This is a genomic window from Exiguobacterium sp. SH0S1 (genome assembly GCF_004337165.1).
GTDB lineage: Bacteria > Bacillota > Bacilli > Exiguobacteriales > Exiguobacteriaceae > Exiguobacterium > Exiguobacterium aurantiacum_A.
This window is the reverse complement of the sequence record NZ_SJVC01000003.1, coordinates 59152-85717: the sequence shown is the minus strand read 5'-3', so window position 1 is coordinate 85717 and position 26566 is coordinate 59152. Positions and strand designations below refer to the sequence as shown.

The following is a 26566-nucleotide window of genomic DNA, read 5'->3' as shown; positions in this document are numbered from 1 at the left end:
AAGGGGCTTGATGTTTAGGCAAAAAAAATGAGCACCTCTCTAAAGAGGTGCTCTCGAAAAGTCTACCGCGTCGAACCACGCTCCACAACGTGCTCCCGAAGGAATGTCCGCCGTCTTACATAGACCAGCTCATCGCATGTACTCAACAATAAACGTTTATGAGAATCACGTCAAGATTATTTATTCAAAAATTTAGAATACCTTTTTCAATTAATTGGATGTTATAATTTAGTTTGTGTTTTTTCATTTCCATGCAGATTAATTATTTCCATTAATAGGAGGAACAAGTTTTGAAAAAGGGATTAACCATTTTAGCTTTGTCGTTTTTACTAGTAGGATGTAACGCAACGAAAGAAGAAGTTGTGACCGAGAGTAAAGATTCAGCAGATTCAACTAAGGAAGTAACAGTAAAAACAGAAGCTGACTCAAGTACTGATCAAGCTTCAGAAAAGTTGACTGAAGAAGCGGATGCGACACCTGCGGATTCTGCCGTACCTGTTGAGAATACGTTTAAGCTTACAGAGCTGAAAGGGAACGACATCAACCAAACTCTTCGTAAACCAGCAGACTTTACAGGGAAAGAATTTTCCTTCATCGCACACGTACACAACACACAAACTTCAGAGGATGGGATTCAAACACTCACCGTACGAGTTCGTGATTCGGCCAATGAACATACCGCCATTATCGACTACAATCCTATTTCATTTAGTAATGAACGTATTGTAGAAGGCGACATTGTTGCTGTTAACGCCACTTTTGAAAAAATCGTGAATAGTGAGTTTTCAGAAGGAGACGCGCCTAAGTTTAAAGCCCTCGCCAAAACACGCGTAATTGATTATTTATCCATGCTAGGAGTAGCTACGTATTATGAGGGTTTAGGCATTTCTGTTGATCAATTAAATATCAATGTTGAAGACGGATCTTCGATTGATTCGATTGAAGAGGTGATTTCGATGCCAGTCCATGAGGATAGTCAAGTCCTCCTCGAAGATGCAGGATCTGATACCTTCTCGTTTTTGTCAACTACCTCAAATGATACGAAAATGTATTGGATTGGAGAGTATGACGACGAGTTCCGAATGGAGGAATATGAATTCACGACTCAGCTTTACGTTTACTTCGGAAAAACTCAAAACGAGGCAAAGAGTTTTAAATTTGATAACTTCGAACGTCTGTACGTGGATTATTGGACAGAGTAAATAACAGTCACTTCTTAAAACAGGTTAGATGGGGTCAAACCTTTTCTAATCTGTTTTTTTCTATTCTCGATATTCCTACTGCCTTGACATCTCTCCAAAAATTAGGATAATGAAGAGTGTTAGCACTCTTGTGTAAAGAGTGCCAAAATCGAACGACAAAGGAGAACGGTCATGACAAAGAAACAGTTTCAAGCCGAATCGAAACGAATTTTAGAGTTGATGGTCCACTCAATCTATACACATAAGGACATCTTCCTTCGTGAGCTCATCTCGAACGCGAGTGACGCCATCGACAAGATGTATTACCGCGCCCTCTCGGACGAGGCGATCGACTTCAACAAGGACGACTATTTCATCAAAGTCGAACTCGACAAAGACGCACGCACCGTCACAATCCGTGACACCGGGATCGGGATGACGGAAGACGAACTCGAATCGAACCTCGGGATCATCGCCAAGAGCGGTTCGCTCGCAATGAAGCAGGCGACGAAGATGGAAGAAGACCACAGCTTGATCGGTCAATTCGGCGTCGGTTTCTACTCCGCGTTCATGGTCGCCGACCGTGTGACGGTCCGGACCCGTTCAGTCGATAGTGACCAAGGATATCTTTGGGAGTCAGACGGCATCGATGGCTATACGATCGAGCCGACGTCTAAACAAAAGATCGGAACAGAAATCGTCTTACACTTGAAAGCCGACACCGAAGACGATACGTATTCTTCGTTCTTAGAGGAATATGAGATCCGCTCGCTCATCAAGAAGCATTCGGACTTCATCCGCTACCCGATCAAACTCGACGTGACGAAACACCGTCCAAAAGACGACTCGGAAGAATTCGAGGACTACGTCGAAGAAGAGACGATCAACAGTATGGTCCCGATTTGGCGCAAGCGGAAGAGTGAGCTCTCGGACGAGGACTACACGGCGTTCTACCACGAGAAGCGCTACGGTTTCGACGAGCCGCTCAAACATCTCCACTTGAACGTCGACGGTTCGATCCGCTATCAGTCGATCCTCTATATCCCATCGACGGTCCCGTACGACTACTACACGAAAGAGTTCGAGAAAGGGCTCGAGCTCTACTCGAACGGCGTCTTGATCATGGAGAAATCGCCTGACTTATTGCCGGACTACTTCGGTTTCGTCAAAGGGATGGTCGACTCAGAAGACCTATCGCTCAACATTTCCCGGGAGATGTTGCAGCAGGACCGCCAACTGCGCGTCATCGCTAAGAACGTCAAGTCGAAAATTAAAGGCATGCTCGAGAAGATGCTTCAGAATGAGCGCGAGGACTACGAGAAGTTCTTCGACGCGTTCGGCCGCCAAATCAAGTTCGGCGTCTACGACCAATTCGGCGCCGCGAAGGATGAGTTGAAGGACTTGCTCTTGTTCCACTCGTCGAACGAGAAAAAGCTCGTCTCGCTGAAAGAATACGTCGAGCGTATGAAAGAGGACCAGAAGTACATCTATTACGCGACGGGCGAATCGATCCATCGTATCGATCTTCTCCCGCAAACGGAGCGCTTGAAAGAAGAAGGCTTCGAGATCCTCTACTTCACAGAAGAGATCGACGAGTTTGCCATTAAAGTGCTCCAGTCATATGAAGACAAAGAGTTCAAGTCGGTCGCGAGCGGTGACCTCGGTCTCGATGATGAGGCGGCGAATTCGCTCAATGAAGACAATAAAGACTTGTTTGCCTTCATGAAGACCGAGCTTGGCGATCGTGTCAAAGAAGTGCGCGCGTCAACTCGTCTCAAGTCGCATCCGGTCTGCTTGACGGTCGCAGGTGACGTCTCGATCGAGATGGAGAAGATCATGAACACGATGCCGAACGGCGGCGGCATGAAAGCAGAAAAAGTGCTCGAAGTGAACGCCGACCACGCCATCTTCCAGACGTTGCAACGCGTCTATACGGAAGACGAGGCGAAAGCGAAACAATATACCGATCTTCTTTACCAGCAAGCACTCCTCATCGAAGGGTTACCGCTTGAAGATCCGGTAGCGTATTCGAATGCGGTATGTGCGTTAATGGCAGAATGATTGAAAGGCAGAGGGCGACCTCTGTCTTTTTATGTTTTCCGATAAAACCAGCGTTTCACCGCTTCGTTGAGCAAGACATAGCCAATCAGCAGCCCGAGTAACGTGAATAGAATCGGGAACGGTAACGGATAGAGGCCGAGCAATGACGCGTTCGGCAAATAAGGCACGACGATCGCGACCGCACCGACAAGGATCGACGCGAACAAAAGGATCGGGGCCGGACGACTGTGATACAGAATCCGGCGTGTCCGCATGATCATCAAGATGAGCAGCTCGGTCAAAATCGAGAAGACGAACCAACCGCTTTGAAACACGGACTCGTTCGCATTGAATAAGACGATCAACACTAAAAACACCGTGTAGTCGAATAAAGAACTGACGAGTCCGAAGACGATCATGAAGCGGCGCACTTCTTTCAAATCCCATCGTCTGGGCACACGTACGTCCTCGGTGTCGACTCTATCTTGCGAAATGGCCAGGGCCGGGAAGTCGCTCAAGAAGTTGATCATAAGAATCTGTTTCGGTAATAACGGCAGGAACGGTAAGAACAACGAGGCCCCGGCCATGCTGAACATGTTCCCGAAGTTGGCGCTCGTCGTCACCATAATGTATTTGAGCGTGTTCGCAAACGTCGTCCGGCCGAGGACGATACCACGCAGCAAGACACGCAGGCTCTTTCGAACGAGTACCAAATCAGCCGACTCTTTGGCGATATCGACCGCATTCTCGACCGTCAGACTGACGTCGGCCGCATGGAGCGCCGGTACGTCATTGATTCCGTCACCCATGTACCCGACGACGTGCCCGTTTTTCTTGAGCGCCAAAATAATCCGTTCTTTTTGGTTCGGGTCGACCTCGGCAAAGAGTGTCGTCGTCTCGATTTTTTGCCACAATGCCTCGTCCGACATTCGAACCAAGTCTTTCCCGGTCAGGATACCGGTGACTTGCAGACCGACGGCTTCAGCGGTGTGCAGCGCGATCGAAGCGTTATCGCCTGTGATGATCCGGAGGTCGACACCATAGACGGCAAGTTGACGGATCGTTTCGGCGACATCAGCTTTCGGATGATCGAATATGAGCAAGAAACCGATGAACGTCATACCGGTCTCATCGTCGACACTGTACTCTTCACGAATCGTCACTCGTTTTTCCGCAACCCCGAGCACCCGGATACCCTCGGCGCTCCAGTTTTCAAATTGAACTTCTAGCTCCATTCGCGCGAACGAGTCGAGCGGGTGGCTCGTCGCGTGCTTCCATACATGGTCGCACGTATCAAGAACACTATGGAAGGCACCTTTCGCCAGCATGCGAACGTCCTGCCCGTCTTGCACGATAACGCTCAAGCGCTCTCGCATGAAGTCGAACGGGACTTCCCCGAGACGTGTCACTGCCGCCACGTCGATCTGGCGGTGACGGCGAATCATATCGTCTAAGTCGTTCTTCATTCCCGTCTGGAGCGTGGCGTTCAAATAGGTGGCTCGGAACACCTCTTCCGAGGAGACACCGCTCGCATCGACTGCATCGTCGATTCGAATTTGTCCTTCCGTCAGCGTCCCCGTCTTGTCCGTACATAGTACGTCCATGCCCCCAAAGTTCTCGATGGCGGTCAATTTGCGAACGATGACCCCTTCTTGTGCCATTGCTCGTGAACCTTGGGATAGTGTGATACTGATGATGGCACTGAGAAGTTGCGGTGTGATCCCGACCGCAAGCGCCACAGCAAACAAGAGCGAGTCGATGACATCCCGCTCGAACCAAACGTTGATGGCGAAGACGACAAGTGTCAGCACGAGCATGATGCGCGTCAACAGATAACCGAAATGACGGATTCCTCGTTCGAACTCCGTCTCCGGAGGGCGGAGCGTCAACCGCTTCGCGATTTCACCGTATTCGGTCGTCCGTCCCGTGTGAACGACGAGCATCGCCGCGTTCCCGCTTTGGACACTTGTTCCCATATAGACGCAGTTGAAGCGTTGTTCTAACGACTGGTCAGGCGCCGTCACGCCGACTTGTTTTTTGACCGCACCCGACTCCCCGGTCAGCATCGACTGATTGACGAAACAATGCTCACTCGTCAGAAGAATCCCATCAGCCGGCACCAAGCTCCCTGCTGACAGTTCGACGACGTCGCCTGGGCACTAATTCAATGGCAGGCACGTCGATCAAGTTGCCGTCGCGCCAAACTAAGACGTGGACTTTCACTTTGTCACGCAATTCTTCAACCGCTTTGCTCGCATGAAATTCTTGAAAATAACTGAGGACGGCACTCGCCAAGATGATAGTTAGAATGATGCCCGCATCGACATAGTCACCTGTCAGTGCCGAGATGAGCGTCGCTCCGAGCAGAATGAGAATGATCGGACTTTTAAATTGTCCAAGCAATAACGCAAGCCGGGTAAAGCGGCGTTCTTTGGCGAGCGCATTTAATCCAAATTCGACTTGCCGATGCTTGACCTCAGTAGAACTTAGACCGTGAGTTGATGAGTCAAGTGCTTGGATTAAGTCAGGGACAGGGCGAGACCAATATTCATCTGTCTGGACATCTCTCATGACCGTTGCCTTCTTTCATAATGAAAATGAATATGGATGTGGCTACATGAGTTGTATTCCCGTTTTTAGATGAGATGCTTGATTTGTTTTCGTTTATCCTACAAACAGGATCACAAATAGACATGATACAATTGAGCAGGATAATTGTAGAACAACTAAACAAACGAGGTGACATATGCTGTTCGAAAAAAACAAACTATACAAACGCTCTGTCCTTCACGATCAATACGGCGGGAGTCGTCAACGTGGAATTAGTACTCCGAACAAACATAAGCTAATCTTTATTTTTGATAGCGGGATGGATGAAGAGTTTGGATACAAGAATGGCTGGAGTGAAGACGACGGTTTATATTATTACAGCGGTGAGGGTCAAGAAGGGAACCAATCTTTTTCTTTTGGAAACAAAGCTCTCCTAAACCATATCGAAAATGGAGAAGACGTCTATCTCTTCGAATCACTTGGAAAAGGTAGTTATCGCTTCGTGGATCAACTTATTTTAATCGGTTACGACATTCAATTCGGAATTGATAAACACCATAACCAGCGCGAAGTAATCGTTTTTGCATTCGAACCGCTACACGTTGTTCAAGAAGAAGCCCATCATTTTGCATCAACTATGCGCTATAAAACCGTTGAAGAGTTAAATGAAATTGCTTTACGTGATCCGAAACGAGCTACTGGTTTAAGTATGCCAGCTCGAAAATTACAAGTTCGCGAACAAACAGCAGCTCTTTATTACGCTGTGCTGGCTCGGGCAAATAATTGCTGTGAAGCTTGTGGAAACCAAGCCCCGTTTGAAACAGAAGAAGGTCCTTATCTCGAACTCCATTCTTTATATAAAGAATCAGATGATGGATTATCACGTCCCGATCAAGTGGCTGCATTATGCTCAAATTGCCACGCTCGCATGCACAAAGGGAAAGACGGAGCGGACTATAATAAACAACTGATTCATAAGTTAACAACTTGACGAACCTTAATCCAATATGGATAAGGTTTTTTTGTATGCAATTGATAAAATGTTGATTATTTACGAGAATGAAGCGCTTAATCTCTTCTTTACTCTTTTAACCAATAACTGTTCTACTCATTTTATATGAGTTTAAAAAAACAAATTAGCAGTTTTCATGTAACCGTTTTCTTTACTGTTATGATGCGATTTTAAATAAACACCTTGATAGATCAACCTTTTAGGTAGCATGCATACGTCTTGACAATTTCGCCTAGTTATATGAAATTAGTATTACATTATAATTATTCTAGTAGAGATACAATTCCGCTAGAGTAAAAACCCAAGGAGGACATACCCCATGTCATTAATCGGCAAAGAAATCTTACCATTCACAGCACAAGCGTTCCAAACAGGAGAATTCCTCGAAGTATCAGACAACAACCTTAAAGGTCAATGGAGCGTCGTTTGCTTCTACCCGGCTGACTTCACATTCGTCTGCCCGACTGAACTTGAAGACCTTCAAAACGAATACGCGACATTGAAAGACCTCGGCGTCGAAGTCTACTCAGTGTCTACAGACACACACTTCACGCACAAAGCTTGGCACGAAACGTCAGAGAAAATCGGCAAGATCGAATACATCATGATCGGCGACCCGTCACACACGATCTCACGCAACTTTGACGTCTTGAACGAAGAAGATGGCCTTGCTGACCGCGGTACGTTCATCATCGACCCAGACGGCGTCATCCAAACTGTTGAAATCAACGCTGGCGGCATCGGCCGTGACGCGAGCACGCTCGTCAACAAAGTCAAAGCAGCACAATACGTCCGCAACAACCCAGGCGAAGTTTGCCCAGCGAAATGGGAAGAAGGCTCAGCGACACTTCGTCCAAGCCTCGATCTCGTTGGCAAGTTGTAAGGAGCGGATTCCATGTTAGAAGCAGATATTAAACAACAATTAGACCAATACTTGCAGCTCATGGAGGGCGACGTCGTCCTCCGTGTGAGCGCTGGTGATGACGCCGTCTCAAACGAGATGCTCGAACTCGTCAACGAGCTCGCAAGCATGTCGTCACGTATCTCCGTCGAAAACGTCACGCTCGAACGCACACCGAGCTTCAGCGTGAACCGTCCGTCTGAAGAGACGGGCATCGTCTTCGCCGGAATCCCGCTCGGTCATGAGTTCACGTCACTCGTCCTCGCGTTGCTCCAAGTGAGCGGCCGAGCGCCGAAAGTCGACGCAGATGCGATCAAGCAAATCCAAAACATCCAAGGCACGTACCACTTCGAGTCGTACATCAGCCTCAGCTGCCATAACTGTCCGGACGTCGTCCAAGCACTTAACGTCATGAGCGTGCTCAACCCGAACATCTCACACACGATGATCGACGGCGGCGCGTTCAAGGCAGAAGTCGAAGCGAAAGAAATCATGGCCGTCCCGACCGTCTTCTTGAACGGAGAAGCGTTCGGTAACGGACGGATGTCACTCGAAGAGATCTTGGCGAAACTCGGCACAGGTCCTGACGCTTCGGCGTTCGAAGACAAAGAGGCGTATGACGTCCTCGTCATCGGTGGTGGTCCGGCTGGTGCAAGTGCGGCCGTTTACGCAGCTCGTAAAGGCATTCGTACCGGCATCGTCGCTGAACGCTTCGGTGGTCAAGTGATGGACACGATGGGCATCGAGAACTTCATCGGCACGTCGTACACGGAAGGTCCAAAACTCGTCGCGAGCTTAGAGGAACACGTGAAAGCATATGGCGTCGACGTCATGAATCTTCAACGCGCGAAGCGCCTTGAGAAGAAAGACCTCGTCGAAGTCGAACTTGAAAACGGCGCGATTCTGAAGAGTAAGAGTGTCATCTTGTCGACAGGGGCACGCTGGCGCAACGTCAACGTCCCAGGCGAAGCCGAGTTTAAAAACAAAGGTGTCGCCTACTGCCCACACTGTGACGGTCCACTCTTCGAAGGCAAGCGTGTCGCGGTCATCGGCGGTGGTAACTCTGGCGTCGAGGCGGCAATCGACCTCGCCGGCATCGTCAAGCACGTCACGGTACTCGAGTTCGCACCTGAACTGAAGGCCGACCAAGTACTTCAAAACCGTCTTCACAGTCTACCGAACGTGAACGTCGTCACGAACGCCCAGACGACTGAAATCACGGGTACTGACAAAGTGAACGGGATCTCGTACATGTCTCGTGAGACGAACGAAACGCATCACGTCGAACTTGAAGGCGTCTTCGTCCAGATCGGCCTCGTCCCGAACACGGACTGGCTCGATACGGTCGAACGCAACAACTTCGGAGAGGTTATCGTCGACCATCATGGTTCGACGAACATCTCAGGCGTGTTCGCTGCAGGCGACTGCACGAACAGTGCCTACAAACAGATCATCATCTCGATGGGCTCTGGTGCGACAGCCGCACTCGGTGCTTTCGATTACATGATCCGCAACTAACGAAAAACTCGTCCTCCACGTGGGGACGAGTTTTTTTTATAGTTCAAACGACTTCCCAGTATCCGGAATGAACAGGATCGACTCCCCCGTCTCCGTTTCAAATACATACGCGACAGTTGGGACGAACGGATTCCATTCGTCCCCGTTCGTTCGCACACTTTCCGTATAAGTGACGCTCCCGTACGTTGTGAACAGTTCTTGTTCCGCGGCAGCGACCGAGTAAGTCGGAATCGAAAGTACGATTGTAGCGCCGACTAAAAACACACTCACAAATGCGGACCATACTTTACGTCTCGGATACGTGAGCTTCACTAAAATCAATATCGAAATCATCCAACCGATCGGCACACCAAATGTCGCCGCACCTCCGTACCACGCGTCATTCACGTAAAGTAAAGTCACCGTCACTGCCAAACCGAGCGCCCACCACCATTTCATCCCAATCACCTCACTCCAATTATCCCAAAAACAGGAAAATAGGCAACTGAATTCCGGTTTCCTAATACTTTTATTCATAATTGTTGTACATCACACTATAGTGTATAATATACAGTATAAAAAGAATCGAAGGAGGCAAAGAGATGTCTGATGTAAAAGCCTCATTGATGACCGAGTTACGACGAGGCACCTTGACGATTGCAGTCTTGAGTCAACTGAAGACACCACAGTACGGGTATTCACTCGTTCAGGCGCTTCTCGATGCCGATGTCAGCATCGATCAAAGCACGCTCTATCCGCTCTTAAGGCGGCTTGAAAAGCAAGGGCTCGTGACAAGCTCGTGGGATACGACTGAGAGCCGGCCTCGCAAATATTACGTCCTCAGCGCAGAGGGAACGGATATGTTGCAGGAGTTGTATGCAGAATGGAATAAGATGTCGCTCACATTAAACCGTTTGATAGAAGGAGGAAACGACCATGAACCTTCGTGATGTGTATATTGCAGAAGTGACGTCTCGAATCCCTGAGTCGATGCGAGAAGATGTTGCGCTTGAACTCGAGTCCACGATTGATGATATGACGGGAGACGACCCGTCCGAGAAAGCTCTCTTGGAGGCCCTCCGTCAGTTAGGTGACCCGAGCATACTGGCCGCACGGTATGCCAATCGCCCGCTCCATTTAATTGGTCCAGCCCTATTCCCAGGCTATGTGAGTATTTTGAAGACCGTCTTGCCAATTGCTATCACACTCTCGATTATTCTCGCAACTATCGCTTATCTTGCTGATGCGAATGTTGAATCATCATGGGTACAATTCATCATCCAAGGACTGGTTCAAATCAGCTCTGCAATCTTCGAAGTCGTGATTCAGACTTTCTTCTGGATTACGCTTGTCTTCTTTATCATCGAGCGGGCTTCCCCAGAAGGAGATGTCCCTTTATCGAAATGGTCACCAGAAAAATTAAAGAACGTAAAACCACGTACAAAGTTCATCCCCCTCAGTTCAATCGTATTTGATTTTGTTATGGTCGTTGTCTTGCTGATGCTCTATGTGAACACTGATCAATGGATCCGCTTATCAATTGACGGAGAGACATTCCCCCTCATTAACCCAGAAATATTGGATCGATTTTTCCCGTTCGTAATTGCGCTAGCCGTCTTTGACATCGGAATTGGAGTTTATAAGTGGATTGTGCGCTATTGGACGAAACCGCTCGCCCTATGGAATGTGGCCTTGAACGTTCTATGGATTGGAGTGACGGCACTGATTCTGCTGCAACCAGAGCTCATTTCATCGGAAGCTCTCGCTCTCCTAGCCGAACGAACCAGCGTCGCTCTCACGACACTCACACAATGGGGTGTATGGAGCATAGTGCTGACTGTCGTCGTCGTCTGTCTCATCGATTTGATTGAAGGATGTTATAAAGCGTTTCGTCCTTAATTGAAATACTCATCTCGCATTCAAACGTTTCATTCCCCAGGAAAGTGGAATAGCCGAGAAGAGAACGTATTTCCACGGAGGAGGCATTTTATGAACATTCCGACCATCAAACTACACGACGGTTACGAGATTCCAGCTATCGGACTCGGCACCGTCTTCTTACGAGGCGAGACCGGTGTCGACGCCATCACGAGCGCGATCCGTAACGGTTATCGTCTCATCGACTCAGCGATTCGCTACGACAACGAAGGCGCGCTCGGGGAAGCAGTCCGCCAGTCCGGTATCCCGCGTGAGCAGTTATTTTTGACGTCGAAACTGCGTGGTCAATATTTCGATTATGATGAGGCCCTCAATATGATTCAAGAGTCGCTCTACCGGGCCAACCTCGACTATTGGGACTTATTTTTACTCCACTGGCCGAACCCGAAGCAAGATAAATACGTCGAGGCATGGCGCGCGCTCATCCAAGCGAAAAAGAACGGATGGATCCGCTCAATCGGCGTCTCGAACTTTATGCCCGAGCATCTCGACCGCTTAATCGAAGAGACGGGTGAGACACCAGTCATCAACCAAATCGAGCTCCATCCCTACTTCTCCCAAGTCGAGCAACGTCAAGCCGACAAAGAGCGTGGCATCATCACCGAGGCGTGGAGTCCGCTCAGCCGGGCCCGGACCGTCATCCATGACGAGACGATCACCGAGCTCGCCAACCAAAAAGGTAAGACGGTGTCGCAAGTCATCCTGCGTTGGCACATCCAGCTTGGCGTCATCCCGCTCCCGCGTTCGTCGAGTGAGCTGCACCAACAAGAAAATCTCAACGTCTTCAACTTCGAGTTGACCGAGGACGAGATGGAGACCATCAATGCGTTGACGAAACCGGATGGCCGCATCGACAACCAAGACCCGAGAGAATACGAAGAATTCTAAAAAAAAATGAGCCGCATGGGCTCATTTTTTTTCGTTAAAACGCCGGGATCGCCGTTTCGTCGTAATTCTCTTCTAAGAACGCACGGACTTCGTCGCTCGTGAGCGCTTCACCGAGTTTCTGGATTGCTTCGTCGTCCTTGTTGTCTTCACGGGCGACGAGCGTGATGGCGAAGTCGTTCTCGACCCCTTCCGTCAAGAGCGCGTCGCTCTTCGGTGTCAGGTTGAGCGGTGCCGCGTACGCCGGCGTCATGAGGACCGCGTCGACGTCGTCATAGGCACGCGCGAGCATGAGAAGGTCGACTTCTTCAAACTTGAGGTTTTTCGGGTTGTCCGTGATGTCCGCTTGCGTGTAATACGAACCGGTCTTCTCCCCAAGTTTGATCACGTCGTGTTGTGCGAGGAGCGAGAGTGAGCGGTCGATGTTCGAGACGTCGTTCGCGATCGCGATCGTCGCACCTTCTGGGATGTCGTCGATGTTGTCGTACTCTTTCGAGTAGACGCCGTAGTTGGCGAAATAGATCGGTTCGATCGGGACGAGGTTGGCGTCATTGCTGCGGTTGAACTCTTCCATGTACGGGACGTGCTGGAAGAAGTTCGCATCGACTTCTTTCGCCGCGAGCGCCGTGTTCGGTTGCACGTTGTCGCCGAGGACGACGATTTCGAGTTCGATATTGTCTTCCGCGAGCTGGTCTTTCGCAATCTCGAGCATGTCGGTCATCGGTGGGATGAGCGAGGCGACTTTGAGCGTCTGCGGCTCGTTCGTCGGTGCTTCCGTCGTTGTTTCGTTGTCAGTTCCACACGCCGCGAGGACGAGTGTGAGTGAGGCGAAGAGTGCCATTAATTTTTTCATTGATTTTCCTTCTTTCTGTAGGTGATTAGCGTTTATCGATGACCCGGGCCACCGTCGTACCGGTGAACTGAATCAGCTGGACGAAGACGAGCATGATGAAGATCATGTACAGCATCAGCTCCGTCTTGAACTGTTGATAGCCGTAGCGGATGGCGAAGTCGCCGATGCCGCCGCCCCCGACCACCCCCATGATGGTCGAGTACGAGATGAAGCTGATGATCGACGTCGTCAGCCCGAGGACGAGTCCGGACCGGGCCTCGACGTATAAGAATTTGAAGATGACGTCTTTGATCGACGCCCCCATCGATACGGCCGCCTCGACGACGCCGCGTGGGACGTCTAGGAGCGACTGCTCGACGAGACGAGAGTAGTGGGCGATGGCGATGATCGCGAGTGGCACGGTCGCTGCCGCCGTCCCGAGCGCCGTTCCGATGATGAGCCGCGTAAATGGAATCAAAAACACGACGAGGAGCAGGAACGGGAACGAGCGGACGATGTTGACGACCAAGTTGAGCACCGAGAAGACGGCCCGATTCTCGAGCAACTGCCCTTTCCGGGACAAGTAGAGCCACGTCCCGAGCGGTAAGCCGACGAGGACGGCGGCGAGGATCGAAACGCCGACCATGATGAACGTCTCACCGATCGAGCGCCAAATCTCGGTCTGATATTGAACGAGCACGTCAGGCATACGGCTCACCCGCCTTTCGCAACTCATTGACGAACCAGGCCGGATTATTGTCGATTTCCGGGACACCACGCGGGACGAGATCGAGCGTCTCATACACCGAGCCGTCCGCCATGACGGTCACGCGGTCACACACTTGCTTGATGACGTCCATCTCGTGGGTGACGATGACGATCGTGACACCGAGCGCCTCGTTGATCGACTTCAGCACGCCGAGGATCTCGGCCGTCGTGTTCGGGTCGAGCGACGAAGTCGGCTCGTCACACAACAAGACGTGCGGTTCGTTCGCGAGCGCCCGGGCGATGGCGACGCGTTGCTTTTGCCCGCCACTCAGCTGGGCCGGGTACTTGTCCTTGAACGACTCGAGCCCGACGAAGCGGAGGCATTCGAGCACCCGTTCCTCGTGCTGCGCTTTTGGTCGCCCGGCCAGTTTGAGCGGGGCGACCACGTTGTCATATACCGTCTTGTTGCCGACGAGGTTGAACTGTTGAAAGATCATCCCGATGACGTGTCGCTGTTCGCGGAGTTGCCGGCTCGATAGACTCGTCAGTTCGTTCCCATCGACCGTGACCGTCCCTGCGTCCGGCGTCTCGAGCAAGTTCATCAGGCGCAGCAGCGTCGACTTGCCGGCACCGCTCGCACCGATGATACCGTATACCTCGCCTCGTTCAATCTGAAGCGAGACGTCACGGACCGCCTCGTCACGACCAAACTGTTTGCTTACATTCGTTAACGTGATCATAGACCGTCCCTTTCTTTCATACTGGAAAAGTGGAATGATAACCGTTCTCCATTTTAGCGAACTAAAGGACGATTGTCAGTTGAGGCGGCTCGTCATAATGGTTCGGTCTGAGCTTGAAGTACGTTTTACTTCACTTTCCGCCTTCTAGACACTTATAATAAAATTAATAAATACCATAGGGGGTATATGAATGACTACCGAAATATTATTGACCTTCGCTGTCTTGGCGCTAGCGATCGTCTTATTCGTCACCGATAAACTCCGGACCGACCTCGTCGCCGTCTTGATCATGGTCATCTTGCCATGGACCGGGGTCATCACGGCTAATGAGGCATTTTCTGGATTCGCGTCAAACGCTGTCATTTCTGTCATCGGGGTTATGTTGATCGGTTACGGTGTCGAACGTTCCGGCATCATGACCGTCGTCGCAGAATTTATCACGAAACGAGTCGGGGTCAAAGAAAAGAACGTCATGGCAACGACATCGACAACCGTAGGACTCATCTCGGCGTTCATGCAAAACATCGGTGCGGCCGCCTTATTTTTACCGGCCTTGAAGCGGATCAGTAAAAATGCCAACATCCCGGCTTCCAAGCTGATCATGCCGATGGGGTTTGCCGCCATTCTCGGGGGCACACTGACGATGGTCGCTTCGGGCCCGCTCATCATCTTGAACGACTTGTTGACCGAGTCCGGGTTTGACGCTTTAAACTTGTTCGCTGTCACACCAATCGGTCTCGTTTTGCTCGCGACCGGCATCCTCTACTTCTACTTCGCGGGCGGCCTCGTCTTGCCGAAAGCGTCCGGGGAAACGCAGACGACGAGTGCTTCTTTCATGGAAGAAACGCATCAATTGACGACCGACATCCATGAGCTCGACGTCAACGCTCGCCTTGCCGGACAAACGATTGAACAACTCGATATTTGGTCGACGTATGGGATCAACATTCTCGCACTTCGCGAAGGTGAGAGCCACGTCTATGGCCCTTGGCGCAAGACTCGCCTCGCCATCGGGCAGACGCTCGCCATCCTCGGAACGGACGAGGCGATCAATCGCTTCGCGGCCGATTATGAACTGACCATCAAACCTGAACTTGAATACTTCGCTTCGCTTGAAAATGAAGACGAGAGCGGGTTCGCTGAGATCATCATCCCGCCGACGTCGCCGTTCATCGGGAAGACGCTCCGCGATATTGGCTTCAGGAAAAATTTCCGACTTGAGCCGCTTGCCATCGTCGGAAGCGACGGTACGCAGACAAAACTGGAAAACGTCCCGTTCGAAGCCGGCATGCAACTCGTCGTCTACGGCAGCTGGAAAGATTTGATCAATTTGCGGAACGGTCGCGAAGTCGCGATTTTAAGCGATGTGAAAGCACCCGAACTCACTCCGCAGCAGAACAAGAAAAAACCAGCCTTGTTTTCAATCATCGTCGCCCTCGGTCTCGTCTTTCTCGGTTTTCCACTGTCGCTCAGCTTCTTTACGGGAGCTCTGCTGATGATTTTACTCGGTGTCATCCCGAAAGATGAGATTTACCCAGCCATTGACTGGAAGACCGTGTTCTTACTAGCCGGGCTCATCCCGCTCGGTATAGCCTTTGAAAAGAGTGGCGCTGCCGCTTATACGGCGGATGCCATCGTCAATCTCGTTGGCGGGTGGAGCACGCTCGCAATTCTATTCATCATCGGGATCATCACGATGTTCTTCTCACTCTTCATGTCAAACGTGGCAGCGACCGTCTTGCTCGTCCCGCTCGTTCTGATGATGGCCGATACGTTCAACATCGATCCGATCGGTCTTGCGCTACTTGTCGCGGTATCAGCTTCGAACTCGTTCATTTTACCGACCCATCAAGTCAACGCCTTCATCATGGGACCGGGTGGTTACCGCAACGCGGACTATATGAAGGCCGGAGGAGTCATGAGCCTCCTCTTCCTTGTTGTCTCGGTTATGATGATTTACGTATTATATATGTAACATTCAAAAAGGCAGAAAGCGCAATCACGCTTTCTGCCTTTTGTGCATTTAAATCGGGTGCCGCTTGAAATGGTCGGCGATATGAGACCGCATCGCATCACGGTTCTCAGCGAAGATACGATGTCGGTGTCCGTTTCCGCCTGACGGATGCGGAAACCCGCTCACGACACGTTCTGGTGCGATGAGCCCTCGGGCGACGAGCGTCTCGACGGCCCGACGCACGTTGACACCCATCGGTAAAATGAGCGCATCTTCGAGGACGGCCATCTCGTCGGCGAAACTGCCCTCGACGTATGAACGGAACAGCTCCGTTCTTAACATGTCCGGACTCGAACCGTTATAGTTCTTTCCTTTATAAAAAACCGGATAAGGCAACACAGCGGTGTTCTGCACGAGATGGTTCGCCTCACCGAACAAGTCGAGCGTCGACTCGATCTGGAGATGGTGATGCAAGTCCAAGTCGTCGAGCATAGTCACCAAGTTCTTGCGGATCGGCCCTGAGAAGCTGCCGCGCTGTTTGACGGCCTGGAGCGCTGCTTCATCCGAAGCGTCAGCCAAGTCGCGGATCGCCTCGAACGACTGTCGCATTTGATAGAGACCCGGCGTGATGCCAGCAATGACGACTTTAGCGTTCGGATTGATGTATTCGAACGGGGCATAATAAATGGTCAATTGCTTCTTCGGGTCTTCCTCAAGAAGGAACGTCTCGCTCTTCAACGTCGCTTCGTCCATGTCAGGAAGCTCAATGATTTTCTGTTTATAGGCTTGAAACAGGTCGGTTCGTGTCGGCACGATTCATCCTCCTTTCGTGTTCTGTCTTATCCTGTTCCCCAAAATCATTATGTGAAAAAAGTTCATGAAAGCGACAAGACTTCGCCTTTAGTTAAGCGTTTTCATTCCCTTTTTTATGCTATTCTTTTCTTGTCAGTTTGGTAATTACATATCTTTAATCACCTATAATTAGGATGGGGAGCGTGGGATAAAGTGAAAGCAGTCGTAGTCAATTCATCTAACAAAGCGAATATCGAAGTGGTTGAAAAGGAGTTGCGCCCACTAAATTCTGGAGAGGCGCTTGTCGACGTCGAGTATTGTGGCGTATGTCACACAGACCTACACGTTGCCGCGGGAGATTTCGGTGATGTCCAAGGCCGCGTACTCGGACACGAAGGCATCGGGATCGTTTCAAAAATTGCTGACGACGTAACGAGTTTGAAAGTCGGAGACCGCGTCAGTATCGCCTGGATGTATCATGCCTGCGGGCGTTGTGAGTACTGTACGACTGGACGCGAAACGTTCTGCCGCCACGTACAAAACGCTGGATATAGCGTTGATGGCGGGATGGCCGAGCAAAGTATCGTAATGGCCGATTTCACTGTCAAAGTACCAGACGGACTCGATCCGGCACAAGCTTCGAGTATCACGTGTGCCGGTGTCACGACGTATAAAGCCATTAAAGTGGCTGATGTGAAGCCAGGTCAAATCGTTGTCATCTACGGATGCGGTGGTCTTGGTAACCTGGCAATTCAGTACGCCAAACACGTGTTCAATGCGTACGTCGTCGCAGTCGACATCAATGACGACAAACTCAAACTCGCTAAAGACAGCGGCGCCGATATGATCATCAATCCAGTGACAGAGGGCGCTGCGGACAAAATCATCCAAGAGCAACTCGGGGGCGCACATGCAGCGGTCGTCACGGCCGTTTCAAAAGTAGCCTTCAACTCTGCGGTCGACGCTGTAAGAGCGTGTGGAAAAGTTGTCGCGGTCGGACTTCCGTCTGAAACAATGGATTTGAATATCCCACGTCTCGTCCTCGATGGCATCGAAGTCGTCGGATCACTCGTCGGTACACGTAAAGACTTAGAAGAGGCTTTCCAGTTCGGGGCCGAAGGAAAAGTCGTACCGGTCGTCCAGAAACGTTGCCTCCACGAAGTCCAAGATATTTTCGAAGAGATGGAACAAGGTAAAATTCAAGGACGAATGGTCATCGATTTCAAAAATAAAGAATGCCAGTAAAAAAACGAGGCCATTTGGTCTCGTTTTTTTACTGGCGTCTAAACCGGGTCATCGTATGACATGATCATCTGTTCAGTTGAACTTGAGATACTAGCGCATTGACGCGCCCTATCCGCTTTTGTATAGTTAGGAACGACAAAACAGAATAGGAGTGACCAATTTGACTCCATACGAACAACTTACGCCAACGCACCTTTTGGATTTGCTCGGTGAGCGCCACGATCAAATCCGACGCATTAGCGAACGGGCATGGAACGAACAACATGATATTTACATCTCCAACTCGGAATGGTACATCCTCGCCCGCATCTACCGAAAGAATCCGACCATCTCCGAAGTGACACGGAACGTCCATGTGTCACGCCAGGCGATCCATAAACTGATCAAGAACTTGAAGACAAAAGAGCTCGTCACGGTGACCGACCACCCGACGAGCCGAAAAGACAAATGCATTCAGCTGACCGACCTCGGTATCCGCTGTTATGAACAAAACGAGGCGCTAAAAGCCGATCTCGAACAAAAAATTGCCACGACACTTGGCGACGATGCGTTTAATCAATTGCAGACGTTGCTCCAAACCGACTGGAAACTGTGATCTCTTCTCATCATAAGAAGAGGTTTTTTCCGTCTGTGCGGCCTTCAATGTCAACCGGGTTGACAATTTACATCAATTACCTCTATAATGGATATTAGGAAGAGGTGATCGATTTGTTCAAAATTGATGATTTAATCATCTATTCGACCCACGGAGTTTGTCGCATTGACGAAATTTCCGATATGACGGTCGCAGGTGAGACGAAGTCGTACTATACGCTCCATCCAATCAACAACGCGCAGAAGCTACAGATCAGTATTCCGGTCGATAGTGACAAAGTCATGATGTTGACACTCTTGGAAGCTAAAGAAGCAAAAGAGATCCTCGAATCGTTCCGCTCTCCTGGTGTCGAATGGAATCCCCATCCGAATAACCGGAACCGCGAATTCTTGCATGTCGTTCATTCGGGCAACCGTCACGATATCGCTCAAGTCATCAACACGCTTGCTCGGAGACAAACCGAAGCAGTTTCGTTGAACAAAAAGTTATATGAACAGGATCGTAAGATTTTAGAAAACGCTAAAACGATTCTTGTGAAAGAACTTTCACTCGCGCTTCATTTGTCGGAAGAAGTCATCGATCAACAGATTGCCGCTTATTTGAGCGCTGAACCTGTTGCCGCCACTTGATTGGACCCTTCTATATGAAGCGGTCTTTTTTTATTGTTTGAACGCCTGTAACACTTGTTCCTTCAACGGTTGGAAGCTCATCCCTAAGTTCCCGTGGTACATAAAATGCTTCGAGCATAGCACCGTCCCGATTCCACCGTCACGGTATGTAAATGGAATCGGGCCTTTTGCAATCCAGTCGCAGAGTCGAAGGTTTCGATTGAAAGTCTGACGTGGAACCATGTGCTCCTCTTCAAGCAAATCGAGCAGTTCGCCGAGTGCCTGTTTGCTATGGACAATAATTACTTTCGGTCGATAGGTGAATAACAATTCTCGGAACACTCGATTCCCATACTGAATCAAGTCAGGATTTACGCTAAGCAAATCTTTCGCTCGTCTCGTCGGATAGGCGTTCATATTCGTCTCAATCACTTCAACTTCTCCATTCGCCCTCAGCTCTAAATCTTCGACAAATTTATTCAAGCCGATCCGCGTGCGTGATAAGTCCGTCTTCCCTTGCGAACGGCGAATCATCTTCACGCGCTCCAAAAACTGCTCTCGATGACAAAATGTATCGATATACTCTTCAGCACTTGCAAAGTCGTCCTTATGCATCGGCGTCGCTGGATTGATGCCAACGATGAAGACGTTGCCTTTTGAACTCGGGGATTTACTGACGAACGGTCGGAAATAGTAGGGATGGGGCGCACGTTCGACCCAACTTTTTAACACTTCAACTGAACACATGCCCCGGTCTCCTCTCAATCAGTCTGTAAAGTCACATCTTCAGCTAATCCTGTATTGTTAATCTTGTTGTACTGGTCATAAGCTTCCGTCACTTCGTTCAAGTCTTCTGGATCAATCAAAAATGTTTGAGTCCCTTTCTCAATCAGCAAAAGCGGCTGCCCTTTGAACTTTACTTCATCCAAGATCTCGGATGCGTCTCGAACGATCACTGTCTCCGTTGTTGGCGTAAGGCACCGGACTTCTGTATGATCTAGCCACTCCAATATTTCTGTGACTTCCGACTCGACATCAAACAATATGGCGACCAAAACATAATGATCCCCTTGTTTCATCAGGACAGCATAGCAATCACCCATTTGGACGCATTCCGTCTTCGCCGTCTCCATATAGTCTTCGTAATGAGGGAGGACACAATACTCGTAACTGTCCGGATATTTTCGCAGGTGTTCGAGATAAGCACCATACTTTTTTCTTTCCCACTGTGTAAGCTTGATTTTATCCATCCTCTACCTCCTACATGATGGTATTCACCTTTTATTTATAACCAATATATGGTTTTTAATGTTGCAATTCAAAAGAAAAAGCGAGAATATTTTCGCATTCTCGCTTCAACCGATTCAATTGTGCACGACACCCTTTTCTTTCAAGCCGAGCGCCATTGCCGTCGATTCGTGGATCGTCTTGAACAGCTCAGGATGGTCTGAGAGCGAGACGCCGTACGATGGCACCATCGCCTTGATCTTCGGCTCCCATTCCGGCAACTGCTCAGGGAAGCACTGCTCGAGCACTTTCAACATGACGTGGACGGCAGTCGACGCACCGGGTGACGCACCGAGGAGCGCCGCGACCGAACCGTCTTCCGCACTGACGACTTCTGTCCCGAATTGGAGCGTGCCTTTGCCTGCTGGCGTGTCTTTGATGACTTGCACACGCTGACCAGCGGCGACGATTTCCCAATCCTCGTTTTTCGCGGTCGGGATGAACTCACGGAGCTCGTCCATCCGCTTGTCGTGCGACAAGAGCACTTGCTCGATCAAATATTTCGTGAGCGGCATCTCTTTCGCCCCGGCCGCAAGCATCGTCACGACGTTGTACGGTTTGACCGATTGGATGAGGTCGAGGTTCGAGCCTGTCTTCAAGAACTTCGGCGTAAAGCCGGCGAACGGTCCGAACAAGAGCTCTTTCCGTCCATCGATGTAACGTGTATCAAGATGCGGCACCGACATCGGCGGCGCGCCGACTTTCGCCTTGCCGTATACTTTGGCGTGGTGCTGCTCGATGACGTCACGGTTTTTACAGACGAGGAACAACCCGCTCACCGGGAATCCGCCGATATGCTTCGACTCCGGGATACCCGTCTTTTGCAACAACGGCAAGCTGCCGCCACCGCCGCCGATAAAGAGGAACGGCGCCGTATGCGTCTCGATCGTATTCGCCTCGATGTCCTTCACTTTCACTTCCCATAGCCCGTCTGGCAACCGTGTCAAGTCCTCGACGCTATGCTTGTAGTTGACCTCGACATCATGATTCGTCAAATGGTCAAACAGCACCCGCGTCAGCGCGCCAAAGTTGACGTCCGTCCCTGAGTCAATTTTCGTCGCGGCAATCGGCTCATCGATCGTGCGACCTTCCATGACGATCGGCATCCATTCGCGCAACTGCTCCGGATCGTCCGATAAGACCATACCATCGAACAACGGATTATTTGTTAGCGCTTCCAAACGTTTCTTCAAGAACCGGATATCTTTCTCCCCTTGGACCATGCTCATATGTGGGATCGAGCGGATAAAGTCTTCCGGTTGTTGGATCAATCCTTTGTTCACTAGATGCGCCCAAAACTGGCGCGAGATTTGGAACTGCTCGTTGACGTTAATCGCTTTTGAGATGTCGAGCGTGCCGTCCGAATTCTCGGTCGTATAGTTCAACTCGCAGAGGGCGGCATGCCCCGTTCCTGCGTTATTCCACTCGTTCGAGCTCTCTTCCCCTGCGCTTGCGAGCTTCTCGAACACTTTGACTTCCCACTCCGGTACGAGCTCTTTAAAGAGCGACCCGAGCGTCGCGCTCATAATTCCCGCACCAATCAAAATGACGTCTGTTCTCTTTTGGACACTGCTCATGAAAACCCCATCCTTCTCCCCTGGATTTGTGTATGAAACGATTCAGTAAATCCCCATTCGCCGATCGTTTCTTTGTAATCGTTATACTGATTATAACGCTTTTGTGATGAAAGATAAGGGTTAAGTAGTGAAAATAGAGATGAAACTTTTTATCGAGTTTACACTTCGGAAATCGCCGACGTCACACTTTGTTTCGAATGGTATGATGAAGGCAACTAAACGAACAGAGCGAGGTCAGAAGTATGAAAAAAAAAGTAAAAGTTGTAGCAGCTGTAATCGAAAATGAGAACCAAGAGATTTTGTGCGCACTTCGCTCAACCGATATGCTTATCTCAAATATGTGGGAGTTTCCTGGTGGGAAAGTCGAAGCTGGTGAAAATCTACAAGAAGCACTTGAGCGAGAAATTCTTGAAGAGTTAAACTGTGAAATCACAGCACATGAAGTGATTAATGAACACGTTCATGAATATGAGACGTTTATCATTCAATTAATTTCACTGCGTGCTGAATTGAAGTCAGGCACTCCGGTTGCAACGGAACATGACGCTTTGATCTGGTTGAAACGAGAAAACTTACATTCCCTCGTCTGGGCGCCAGCAGATATCCCTGCCGTAAATGACGTCATCAATCAAACGACGAAAGCCGAGAACGTGTAAAAAACACGTCTCGGCTTTTTTCAATGCGTTTGTTCATGAAGGTAGTCGTAGATTTGTTGATCGACGCTTTCCTGTAAAAGTAAATTCATCGTTACTACGGGCAATTCCTGTCCATCTTGATTCAGCATTGTCGTATCTTGAACTGATTCCAGATCCGGGGTCACTTCTCCTAAGTAGTAGAAATCTCCACCTTCATCGTCATCTTTCTTCACAAACAGATGAACGTCGATGTCTCGCTGTTTCGAATTTACAATTTTAATAACTTCTTCTGACTTAGTTGTTCTGCGACTTCTCGTAAACCAATGGAATACTTCAGGATTGATAAATGTATCTCCATAGTTCACACTTGCTTCCACGTCTTCACCTTTATGATACGTTACAAAAATCGGACACGTTTGATGTTTAACTTTGTAGCCGTATATCGTTGATTGCTCTTCTTTATCCCAGTTCAAAAGCCGGCACGCATCTTTTCTCGTATATTTCTCAAGTCTTGTCAAAGGTTTAGTTTGATCGTAACGCTCACTTCTTGCGAGCGAAGACTGTAACACGTCGTTAAACAAGCGGTAGAACCATTCATTTGTTAATAGCGACTGTACGTGCGAAGACAACTGATACGCTTCATTTTCCAATGTAATGAGCGGGTGACCTCCGTATTTCAATTGATCTGCATCTTTGAAAAAGCCTAACGATAATACATTCTCTAAAGATTGCAACGTTGCTTCATCACAACGAACGCCTTGTTCAAGTAGCAAGTTCATAAACTCTTGTTTTGTCACTGTCTTCCGGTGTAGAAGTGCTTGTAACAACAAAACTTCATGAACTCGTTTCCCTGATAATAACTCTTGAGTCACCATCAATAATACTTGCGAATGAGAATGTGGAAGATTCGGAAGATCACGCTCTACTGTATTTAACAGTTCTCCATAGTGCCCCTTTTTCGTTCCCACGACAATTGGATCCATCGAATGATTTTCGATGAAATCAAGAAGCATTGGTGTACGGCCTAAACGGTTCTTTAAGTTTTGATAGGCTTCCTTCAATACTTTTAAATCCGTTAATCTTGCTTGGTTAATCGATTCATAAATACGTTCTTTTGCAATTGCTTCAAAATTGATTGTCGATGTTCCAGACATATAACTACGATCAATCACTTTCCGTCGAATCGAATCTTTATTTTGAGAATGGTCATCCGATAAAGCAACCGGAATTAAATAGTTATTTTTATAGTTTGCGATGAAATCGATTACTGTGACATACCGTTTCGAGTCATGTTTGCGCAATCCTCGTCCTAACTGTTGAACAAAAACAATACTCGACTCTGTCTGACGAAGCATAACGACTTGGTTAATACTTGGAATATCAATTCCTTCGTTGAAGATATCAACTGTCAGAATATAATCTAAGCGCCCTTCTTCAAGATTCGCAACTTCAAGTCGCCGTTTCTCTTGTGAATCATCTCCAGTTAATGCACAAGTTCTAAATCCACGCCGATTCAATTCTTCAGATAATCGTTTTGCCTCTCGTTTTGAACTACAAAACATCAATCCGCACAAACGTTCTCCAGAAAATCCGTAGTAATCAATTTTTTCCACAATTCGTGTAACTCGCTCTAATGAAACGAGTTGATTAAACATATCCATTTCAACTTGATTTCCACTCACCGCAAGGTCTGTCACCCCAAAATAATGAAACGGGCACAGCATATCTTCTTCAAGCGCTTCTTGTAATCGGATTTCATACGCAATGTTGTAGTCAAACAGTTTAAACAAGTCATATCCGTCCGAACGCTCAGGAGTTGCCGTCATACCAAGTAAAAATCGCGGTGTAAAATACTCAATCATTCGTTGATACGTATTCGCACCGGCGCGATGACTTTCATCAATCAAAATATAGTCAAACGTATCCGGGTCAAATTGATTCAACGTCTCTTGTTTTGAAATCGTTTGAATCGTTGCGAACATATATTTAGCATTCGTTGCTCGGCTTGAACCCGAAAGGATACCAAAGTCTTCGTCTTTCCCGCCAATTACTCTTTGAAAATCTGCTTTTGCTTTTTGAAGAATTTGCTCTCGGTGAACGACGAACAGCATTCTATTCGGATGATAACGGCGTACATCAAAAGCGGCTAAATATGTTTTTCCTGTACCTGTAGCGGAAACGACGAGGGCACGCTGATTTCCTTGGGCACGAACTGCTTCGATTCCGTTTAAGGCAGCGAGCTGCATCGAATTCGGCTCTACTCGTAACGCGTCTTCGATTCGATTCACATCATACCGACTTGGAAACTCGGCAACCCGATCACCGAAGATCGGACGATAGACTCGTTCATACGCCGTAATCCATTCTGCCGTCAGCGGAATCGACTCATTCCACATGTCCTCAAATTGTAGTAAAAAGTGTTCAACAATTTCCCCATTCTCATGAGATGTCAATTTTACATTCCATTCATAATTCGTTTTTAACGCTCCAGACGTCAGATTGGAACTTCCAACAATTAATGAGTAGTATTCATTATGCTGAAAAATGTAACCTTTTGAATGAAACGCCTCAACTTCGGCGATGCGGACCTCAACGTTTTGAAGCTTAAGTAGTTCTTTAAAGACTTTTGGTTGGTTGAAGAATTGATACGTCGAGGTCATGATTTTTCCGCGAATTCCTTTTTCATGTAAGTCGAAGAGCGTCGATTTTAGTGTCGCTAACCCCGATTCGGTGATGAATGCGACAGAAAATAAAAAGGACCGACATACTTTTAACTCATCCGTCAAAGAAGTTAAGACGTCTTGCCGCTTGCTCTTCTCATTGACGAGTAGCTCTGGTTTAAATGGGCTGATATGATGATGATTCTTATCAAGAAACCCTTTTTCCAATGAATTTTTTAATTGGTCTGTAAAATGGCTCATTTAATCCTCCATCTTGAATTATAATAAATTGAAATAATTCCTATTACATGAAATCGTTTTACATATATTTCATTATTATCTTCTCATCAAAAATGATCAAGGAGAATCCACTATGCCAACCATCTACCTCGTCCGTCACTGTTCGGCCACCGGTCAAGAGCCGGACGCTCCGCTCACGGAAGCCGGTGAACAGCAAGCGCTCGACCTTTCTGCTTTCTTTCAAGACATCTCGATCGAGCGCATCATCTCAAGCGATTACGTCCGGGCCGTCGCTTCAATCACACCTGTCGCTAACGAGCGGAACTTAACGATTGAACAGGAACCGAAGCTTCGTGAGCGCATCCTCTCGCTCGAACCACGGGCTGATTGGTTCGACCTACTCCGCCACTCGTTCGACGACCCTTCGTTCAAGTTACCCGAAGCTGAATCGGGCCTAGACGCAACTGCTCGGATTTTGGACGTCGTCGCTCAAACAAACAGTTCGACGATTCTCGTGACGCACGGCAATCTGCTCGCGCTCTTGTTACAACATATGGATAACCAGTTTGATTTCGAGACGTGGCGGAATCTTAGTAATCCGGACGTCTATCAGTTGGAAATTGTGGATAACTTTTTTTCAGTCAAACGCGTCTGGTCGGACCCTGCCTGTGGATAACGTTATCCACAGA

25 protein-coding genes are annotated in these 26566 nt (G+C 48.8%); 14 read left to right on the top strand and 11 right to left on the bottom strand.

Features of this window, described 5'->3' with window-relative positions:
* The first annotated feature begins 290 nt into the window (after positions 1–290).
* Both EVJ20_RS09525 and htpG read left to right on the top strand, forming a co-directional pair.
* The gene (locus tag EVJ20_RS09525) at positions 291–1202 is read left to right on the top strand and encodes a hypothetical protein (RefSeq protein WP_131508031.1); all 912 of its coding nucleotides are present in this window, start codon (positions 291–293) and stop codon (positions 1200–1202) included.
* A gap of 171 nt (positions 1203–1373) precedes the next feature.
* The gene (gene htpG / locus EVJ20_RS09520; protein ID WP_131508028.1) at positions 1374–3242 is read left to right on the top strand and encodes a molecular chaperone HtpG; all 1869 of its coding nucleotides are present in this window, start codon (positions 1374–1376) and stop codon (positions 3240–3242) included.
* 29 nt (positions 3243–3271) lie between these two features.
* Here htpG and mgtA read toward each other — a convergent pair whose 3' ends face one another.
* Positions 3272–5341, bottom strand: coding sequence for a magnesium-translocating P-type ATPase (gene mgtA / locus EVJ20_RS09515; RefSeq protein ID WP_161568108.1), 2070 nt, complete (start codon positions 5339–5341; stop codon positions 3272–3274).
* Positions 5331–5792 carry a cation-transporting P-type ATPase gene (locus EVJ20_RS15175; protein ID WP_161568107.1) on the bottom strand — a complete coding sequence of 154 codons (462 nt, stop codon included), beginning with the start codon at positions 5790–5792 and terminating at the stop codon, positions 5331–5333. The genes mgtA and EVJ20_RS15175 overlap by 11 nt, the downstream gene beginning before the upstream one ends.
* Before the next feature lie 175 nt (positions 5793–5967).
* Here EVJ20_RS15175 and EVJ20_RS09510 point away from each other — a divergent pair, with 175 nt between their 5' ends.
* From EVJ20_RS09510 to ahpF, 3 genes are all read left to right on the top strand, one after another.
* Positions 5968–6762 (top strand): hypothetical protein, encoded by a 795-nt coding sequence (locus EVJ20_RS09510; RefSeq protein WP_131508026.1) that lies wholly within the window; start codon positions 5968–5970, stop codon positions 6760–6762.
* Between the two features lie 340 nt (positions 6763–7102).
* Positions 7103–7666 carry an alkyl hydroperoxide reductase subunit C gene (gene ahpC, locus EVJ20_RS09505; RefSeq protein WP_016510347.1) on the top strand — a complete coding sequence of 188 codons (564 nt, stop codon included), beginning with the start codon at positions 7103–7105 and terminating at the stop codon, positions 7664–7666.
* A 12-nt stretch (positions 7667–7678) separates the two neighbouring features.
* Positions 7679–9202 carry an alkyl hydroperoxide reductase subunit F gene (ahpF, locus tag EVJ20_RS09500; RefSeq protein WP_131508024.1) on the top strand — a complete coding sequence of 508 codons (1524 nt, stop codon included), beginning with the start codon at positions 7679–7681 and terminating at the stop codon, positions 9200–9202.
* A gap of 36 nt (positions 9203–9238) precedes the next feature.
* Here the strand turns inward: ahpF and EVJ20_RS09495 are convergent, their stop codons facing one another.
* Entirely contained in the window at positions 9239–9640 is a 402-nt protein-coding gene (locus EVJ20_RS09495; protein WP_131508023.1) for a hypothetical protein, read from the bottom strand.
* A gap of 143 nt (positions 9641–9783) precedes the next feature.
* On the opposite strand from EVJ20_RS09495, the gene EVJ20_RS09490 reads away from it, so the two are divergent.
* The 3 genes from EVJ20_RS09490 to EVJ20_RS09480 all read left to right on the top strand — a co-directional run bounded on the left by EVJ20_RS09490 (position 9784) and on the right by EVJ20_RS09480 (position 12007).
* Positions 9784–10131 (top strand): PadR family transcriptional regulator, encoded by a 348-nt coding sequence (locus EVJ20_RS09490; protein ID WP_035386661.1) that lies wholly within the window; start codon positions 9784–9786, stop codon positions 10129–10131.
* Positions 10118–11080: an HAAS signaling domain-containing protein gene (locus tag EVJ20_RS09485; RefSeq protein ID WP_131441314.1), complete on the top strand. Its 963-nt coding sequence runs from the start codon at positions 10118–10120 to the stop codon at positions 11078–11080. Before EVJ20_RS09490 ends, EVJ20_RS09485 begins: the two co-directional genes overlap by 14 nt.
* Positions 11081–11170: 90 nt before the next feature.
* Positions 11171–12007 (top strand): aldo/keto reductase, encoded by an 837-nt coding sequence (locus tag EVJ20_RS09480; protein WP_131441315.1) that lies wholly within the window; start codon positions 11171–11173, stop codon positions 12005–12007.
* 34 nt (positions 12008–12041) lie between these two features.
* On the opposite strand, the gene EVJ20_RS09475 is transcribed toward EVJ20_RS09480, so the two are convergent.
* The 3 genes from EVJ20_RS09475 to EVJ20_RS09465 are packed head-to-tail and all read right to left on the bottom strand — an operon-like array spanning position 12042 to position 14284.
* Complete coding sequence (locus EVJ20_RS09475; protein ID WP_016510571.1) at positions 12042–12857, bottom strand: MetQ/NlpA family ABC transporter substrate-binding protein; 816 nt, start codon at positions 12855–12857, stop codon at positions 12042–12044.
* 25 nt (positions 12858–12882) lie between these two features.
* The gene (locus EVJ20_RS09470; protein WP_071398721.1) at positions 12883–13545 is read right to left on the bottom strand and encodes a methionine ABC transporter permease; all 663 of its coding nucleotides are present in this window, start codon (positions 13543–13545) and stop codon (positions 12883–12885) included.
* Positions 13538–14284: a methionine ABC transporter ATP-binding protein gene (locus EVJ20_RS09465; protein WP_131441317.1), complete on the bottom strand. Its 747-nt coding sequence runs from the start codon at positions 14282–14284 to the stop codon at positions 13538–13540. Before EVJ20_RS09465 ends, EVJ20_RS09470 begins: the two co-directional genes overlap by 8 nt.
* A 190-nt stretch (positions 14285–14474) precedes the next feature.
* On the opposite strand from EVJ20_RS09465, the gene EVJ20_RS09460 reads away from it, so the two are divergent.
* A complete protein-coding gene (locus EVJ20_RS09460) occupies positions 14475–16259 on the top strand; it encodes an SLC13 family permease (RefSeq protein ID WP_131441318.1) in 1785 nt (594 codons plus the stop codon).
* A 48-nt stretch (positions 16260–16307) separates the two neighbouring features.
* Here EVJ20_RS09460 and EVJ20_RS09455 read toward each other — a convergent pair whose 3' ends face one another.
* Positions 16308–17051 carry a hypothetical protein gene (locus EVJ20_RS09455; protein ID WP_131441319.1) on the bottom strand — a complete coding sequence of 248 codons (744 nt, stop codon included), beginning with the start codon at positions 17049–17051 and terminating at the stop codon, positions 16308–16310.
* Positions 17052–17243: 192 nt separating this feature from the next.
* Between EVJ20_RS09455 and adhP the strand changes: the two genes are divergently transcribed.
* The 3 genes from adhP (at position 17244) to EVJ20_RS09440 (ending at position 19499) form a co-directional block, all read left to right on the top strand.
* Positions 17244–18275 (top strand): alcohol dehydrogenase AdhP, encoded by a 1032-nt coding sequence (gene adhP, locus EVJ20_RS09450; protein WP_070328005.1) that lies wholly within the window; start codon positions 17244–17246, stop codon positions 18273–18275.
* A 160-nt stretch (positions 18276–18435) separates the two neighbouring features.
* On the top strand, positions 18436–18870 hold the full coding sequence (locus tag EVJ20_RS09445; RefSeq protein WP_070328004.1) for a MarR family winged helix-turn-helix transcriptional regulator: 435 nt from the start codon (positions 18436–18438) through the stop codon (positions 18868–18870).
* A gap of 104 nt (positions 18871–18974) precedes the next feature.
* Positions 18975–19499: a CarD family transcriptional regulator gene (locus tag EVJ20_RS09440; protein WP_016510581.1), complete on the top strand. Its 525-nt coding sequence runs from the start codon at positions 18975–18977 to the stop codon at positions 19497–19499.
* 30 nt (positions 19500–19529) lie between these two features.
* On the opposite strand, the gene EVJ20_RS09435 is transcribed toward EVJ20_RS09440, so the two are convergent.
* The 3 genes from EVJ20_RS09435 to mqo form a co-directional block, all read right to left on the bottom strand.
* A complete protein-coding gene (locus EVJ20_RS09435) occupies positions 19530–20225 on the bottom strand; it encodes a hypothetical protein (RefSeq protein ID WP_131441320.1) in 696 nt (231 codons plus the stop codon).
* A gap of 14 nt (positions 20226–20239) precedes the next feature.
* Positions 20240–20728: a hypothetical protein gene (locus EVJ20_RS09430; protein WP_131441321.1), complete on the bottom strand. Its 489-nt coding sequence runs from the start codon at positions 20726–20728 to the stop codon at positions 20240–20242.
* 114 nt (positions 20729–20842) lie between these two features.
* On the bottom strand, positions 20843–22342 hold the full coding sequence (gene mqo / locus EVJ20_RS09425; RefSeq protein WP_131508021.1) for a malate dehydrogenase (quinone): 1500 nt from the start codon (positions 22340–22342) through the stop codon (positions 20843–20845).
* Positions 22343–22584: 242 nt separating this feature from the next.
* Between mqo and EVJ20_RS09420 the strand changes: the two genes are divergently transcribed.
* Complete coding sequence (locus EVJ20_RS09420) at positions 22585–22998, top strand: (deoxy)nucleoside triphosphate pyrophosphohydrolase (protein WP_070328000.1); 414 nt, start codon at positions 22585–22587, stop codon at positions 22996–22998.
* 20 nt (positions 22999–23018) lie between these two features.
* Here EVJ20_RS09420 and EVJ20_RS09415 read toward each other — a convergent pair whose 3' ends face one another.
* Positions 23019–25898: a DUF3427 domain-containing protein gene (locus EVJ20_RS09415; protein ID WP_131508019.1), complete on the bottom strand. Its 2880-nt coding sequence runs from the start codon at positions 25896–25898 to the stop codon at positions 23019–23021.
* A gap of 112 nt (positions 25899–26010) precedes the next feature.
* On the opposite strand from EVJ20_RS09415, the gene EVJ20_RS09410 reads away from it, so the two are divergent.
* Positions 26011–26553 (top strand): histidine phosphatase family protein, encoded by a 543-nt coding sequence (locus EVJ20_RS09410; RefSeq protein WP_131508017.1) that lies wholly within the window; start codon positions 26011–26013, stop codon positions 26551–26553.
* Positions 26554–26566 lie beyond the last annotated feature (13 nt).

Coding starts and splice junctions, on each gene's coding strand:
- htpG (WP_131508028.1), top strand. CDS start 1,374: ATGACAAAGAAACAGTTTCAAGCCGAATCGAAACGAATTTTAGAGTTG.
- EVJ20_RS15175 (WP_161568107.1), bottom strand. CDS start 5,792: ATGAGAGATGTCCAGACAGATGAATATTGGTCTCGCCCTGTCCCTGAC.
- EVJ20_RS09510 (WP_131508026.1), top strand. CDS start 5,968: ATGCTGTTCGAAAAAAACAAACTATACAAACGCTCTGTCCTTCACGAT.
- ahpC (WP_016510347.1), top strand. CDS start 7,103: ATGTCATTAATCGGCAAAGAAATCTTACCATTCACAGCACAAGCGTTC.
- ahpF (WP_131508024.1), top strand. CDS start 7,679: ATGTTAGAAGCAGATATTAAACAACAATTAGACCAATACTTGCAGCTC.
- EVJ20_RS09495 (WP_131508023.1), bottom strand. CDS start 9,640: ATGAAATGGTGGTGGGCGCTCGGTTTGGCAGTGACGGTGACTTTACTT.
- EVJ20_RS09490 (WP_035386661.1), top strand. CDS start 9,784: ATGTCTGATGTAAAAGCCTCATTGATGACCGAGTTACGACGAGGCACC.
- EVJ20_RS09485 (WP_131441314.1), top strand. CDS start 10,118: ATGAACCTTCGTGATGTGTATATTGCAGAAGTGACGTCTCGAATCCCT.
- EVJ20_RS09480 (WP_131441315.1), top strand. CDS start 11,171: ATGAACATTCCGACCATCAAACTACACGACGGTTACGAGATTCCAGCT.
- EVJ20_RS09475 (WP_016510571.1), bottom strand. CDS start 12,857: ATGAAAAAATTAATGGCACTCTTCGCCTCACTCACACTCGTCCTCGCG.
- EVJ20_RS09470 (WP_071398721.1), bottom strand. CDS start 13,545: ATGCCTGACGTGCTCGTTCAATATCAGACCGAGATTTGGCGCTCGATC.
- EVJ20_RS09465 (WP_131441317.1), bottom strand. CDS start 14,284: ATGATCACGTTAACGAATGTAAGCAAACAGTTTGGTCGTGACGAGGCG.
- EVJ20_RS09460 (WP_131441318.1), top strand. CDS start 14,475: ATGACTACCGAAATATTATTGACCTTCGCTGTCTTGGCGCTAGCGATC.
- EVJ20_RS09435 (WP_131441320.1), bottom strand. CDS start 20,225: ATGTGTTCAGTTGAAGTGTTAAAAAGTTGGGTCGAACGTGCGCCCCAT.
- EVJ20_RS09430 (WP_131441321.1), bottom strand. CDS start 20,728: ATGGATAAAATCAAGCTTACACAGTGGGAAAGAAAAAAGTATGGTGCT.
- mqo (WP_131508021.1), bottom strand. CDS start 22,342: ATGAGCAGTGTCCAAAAGAGAACAGACGTCATTTTGATTGGTGCGGGA.
- EVJ20_RS09420 (WP_070328000.1), top strand. CDS start 22,585: ATGAAAAAAAAAGTAAAAGTTGTAGCAGCTGTAATCGAAAATGAGAAC.
- EVJ20_RS09415 (WP_131508019.1), bottom strand. CDS start 25,898: ATGAGCCATTTTACAGACCAATTAAAAAATTCATTGGAAAAAGGGTTT.
- EVJ20_RS09410 (WP_131508017.1), top strand. CDS start 26,011: ATGCCAACCATCTACCTCGTCCGTCACTGTTCGGCCACCGGTCAAGAG.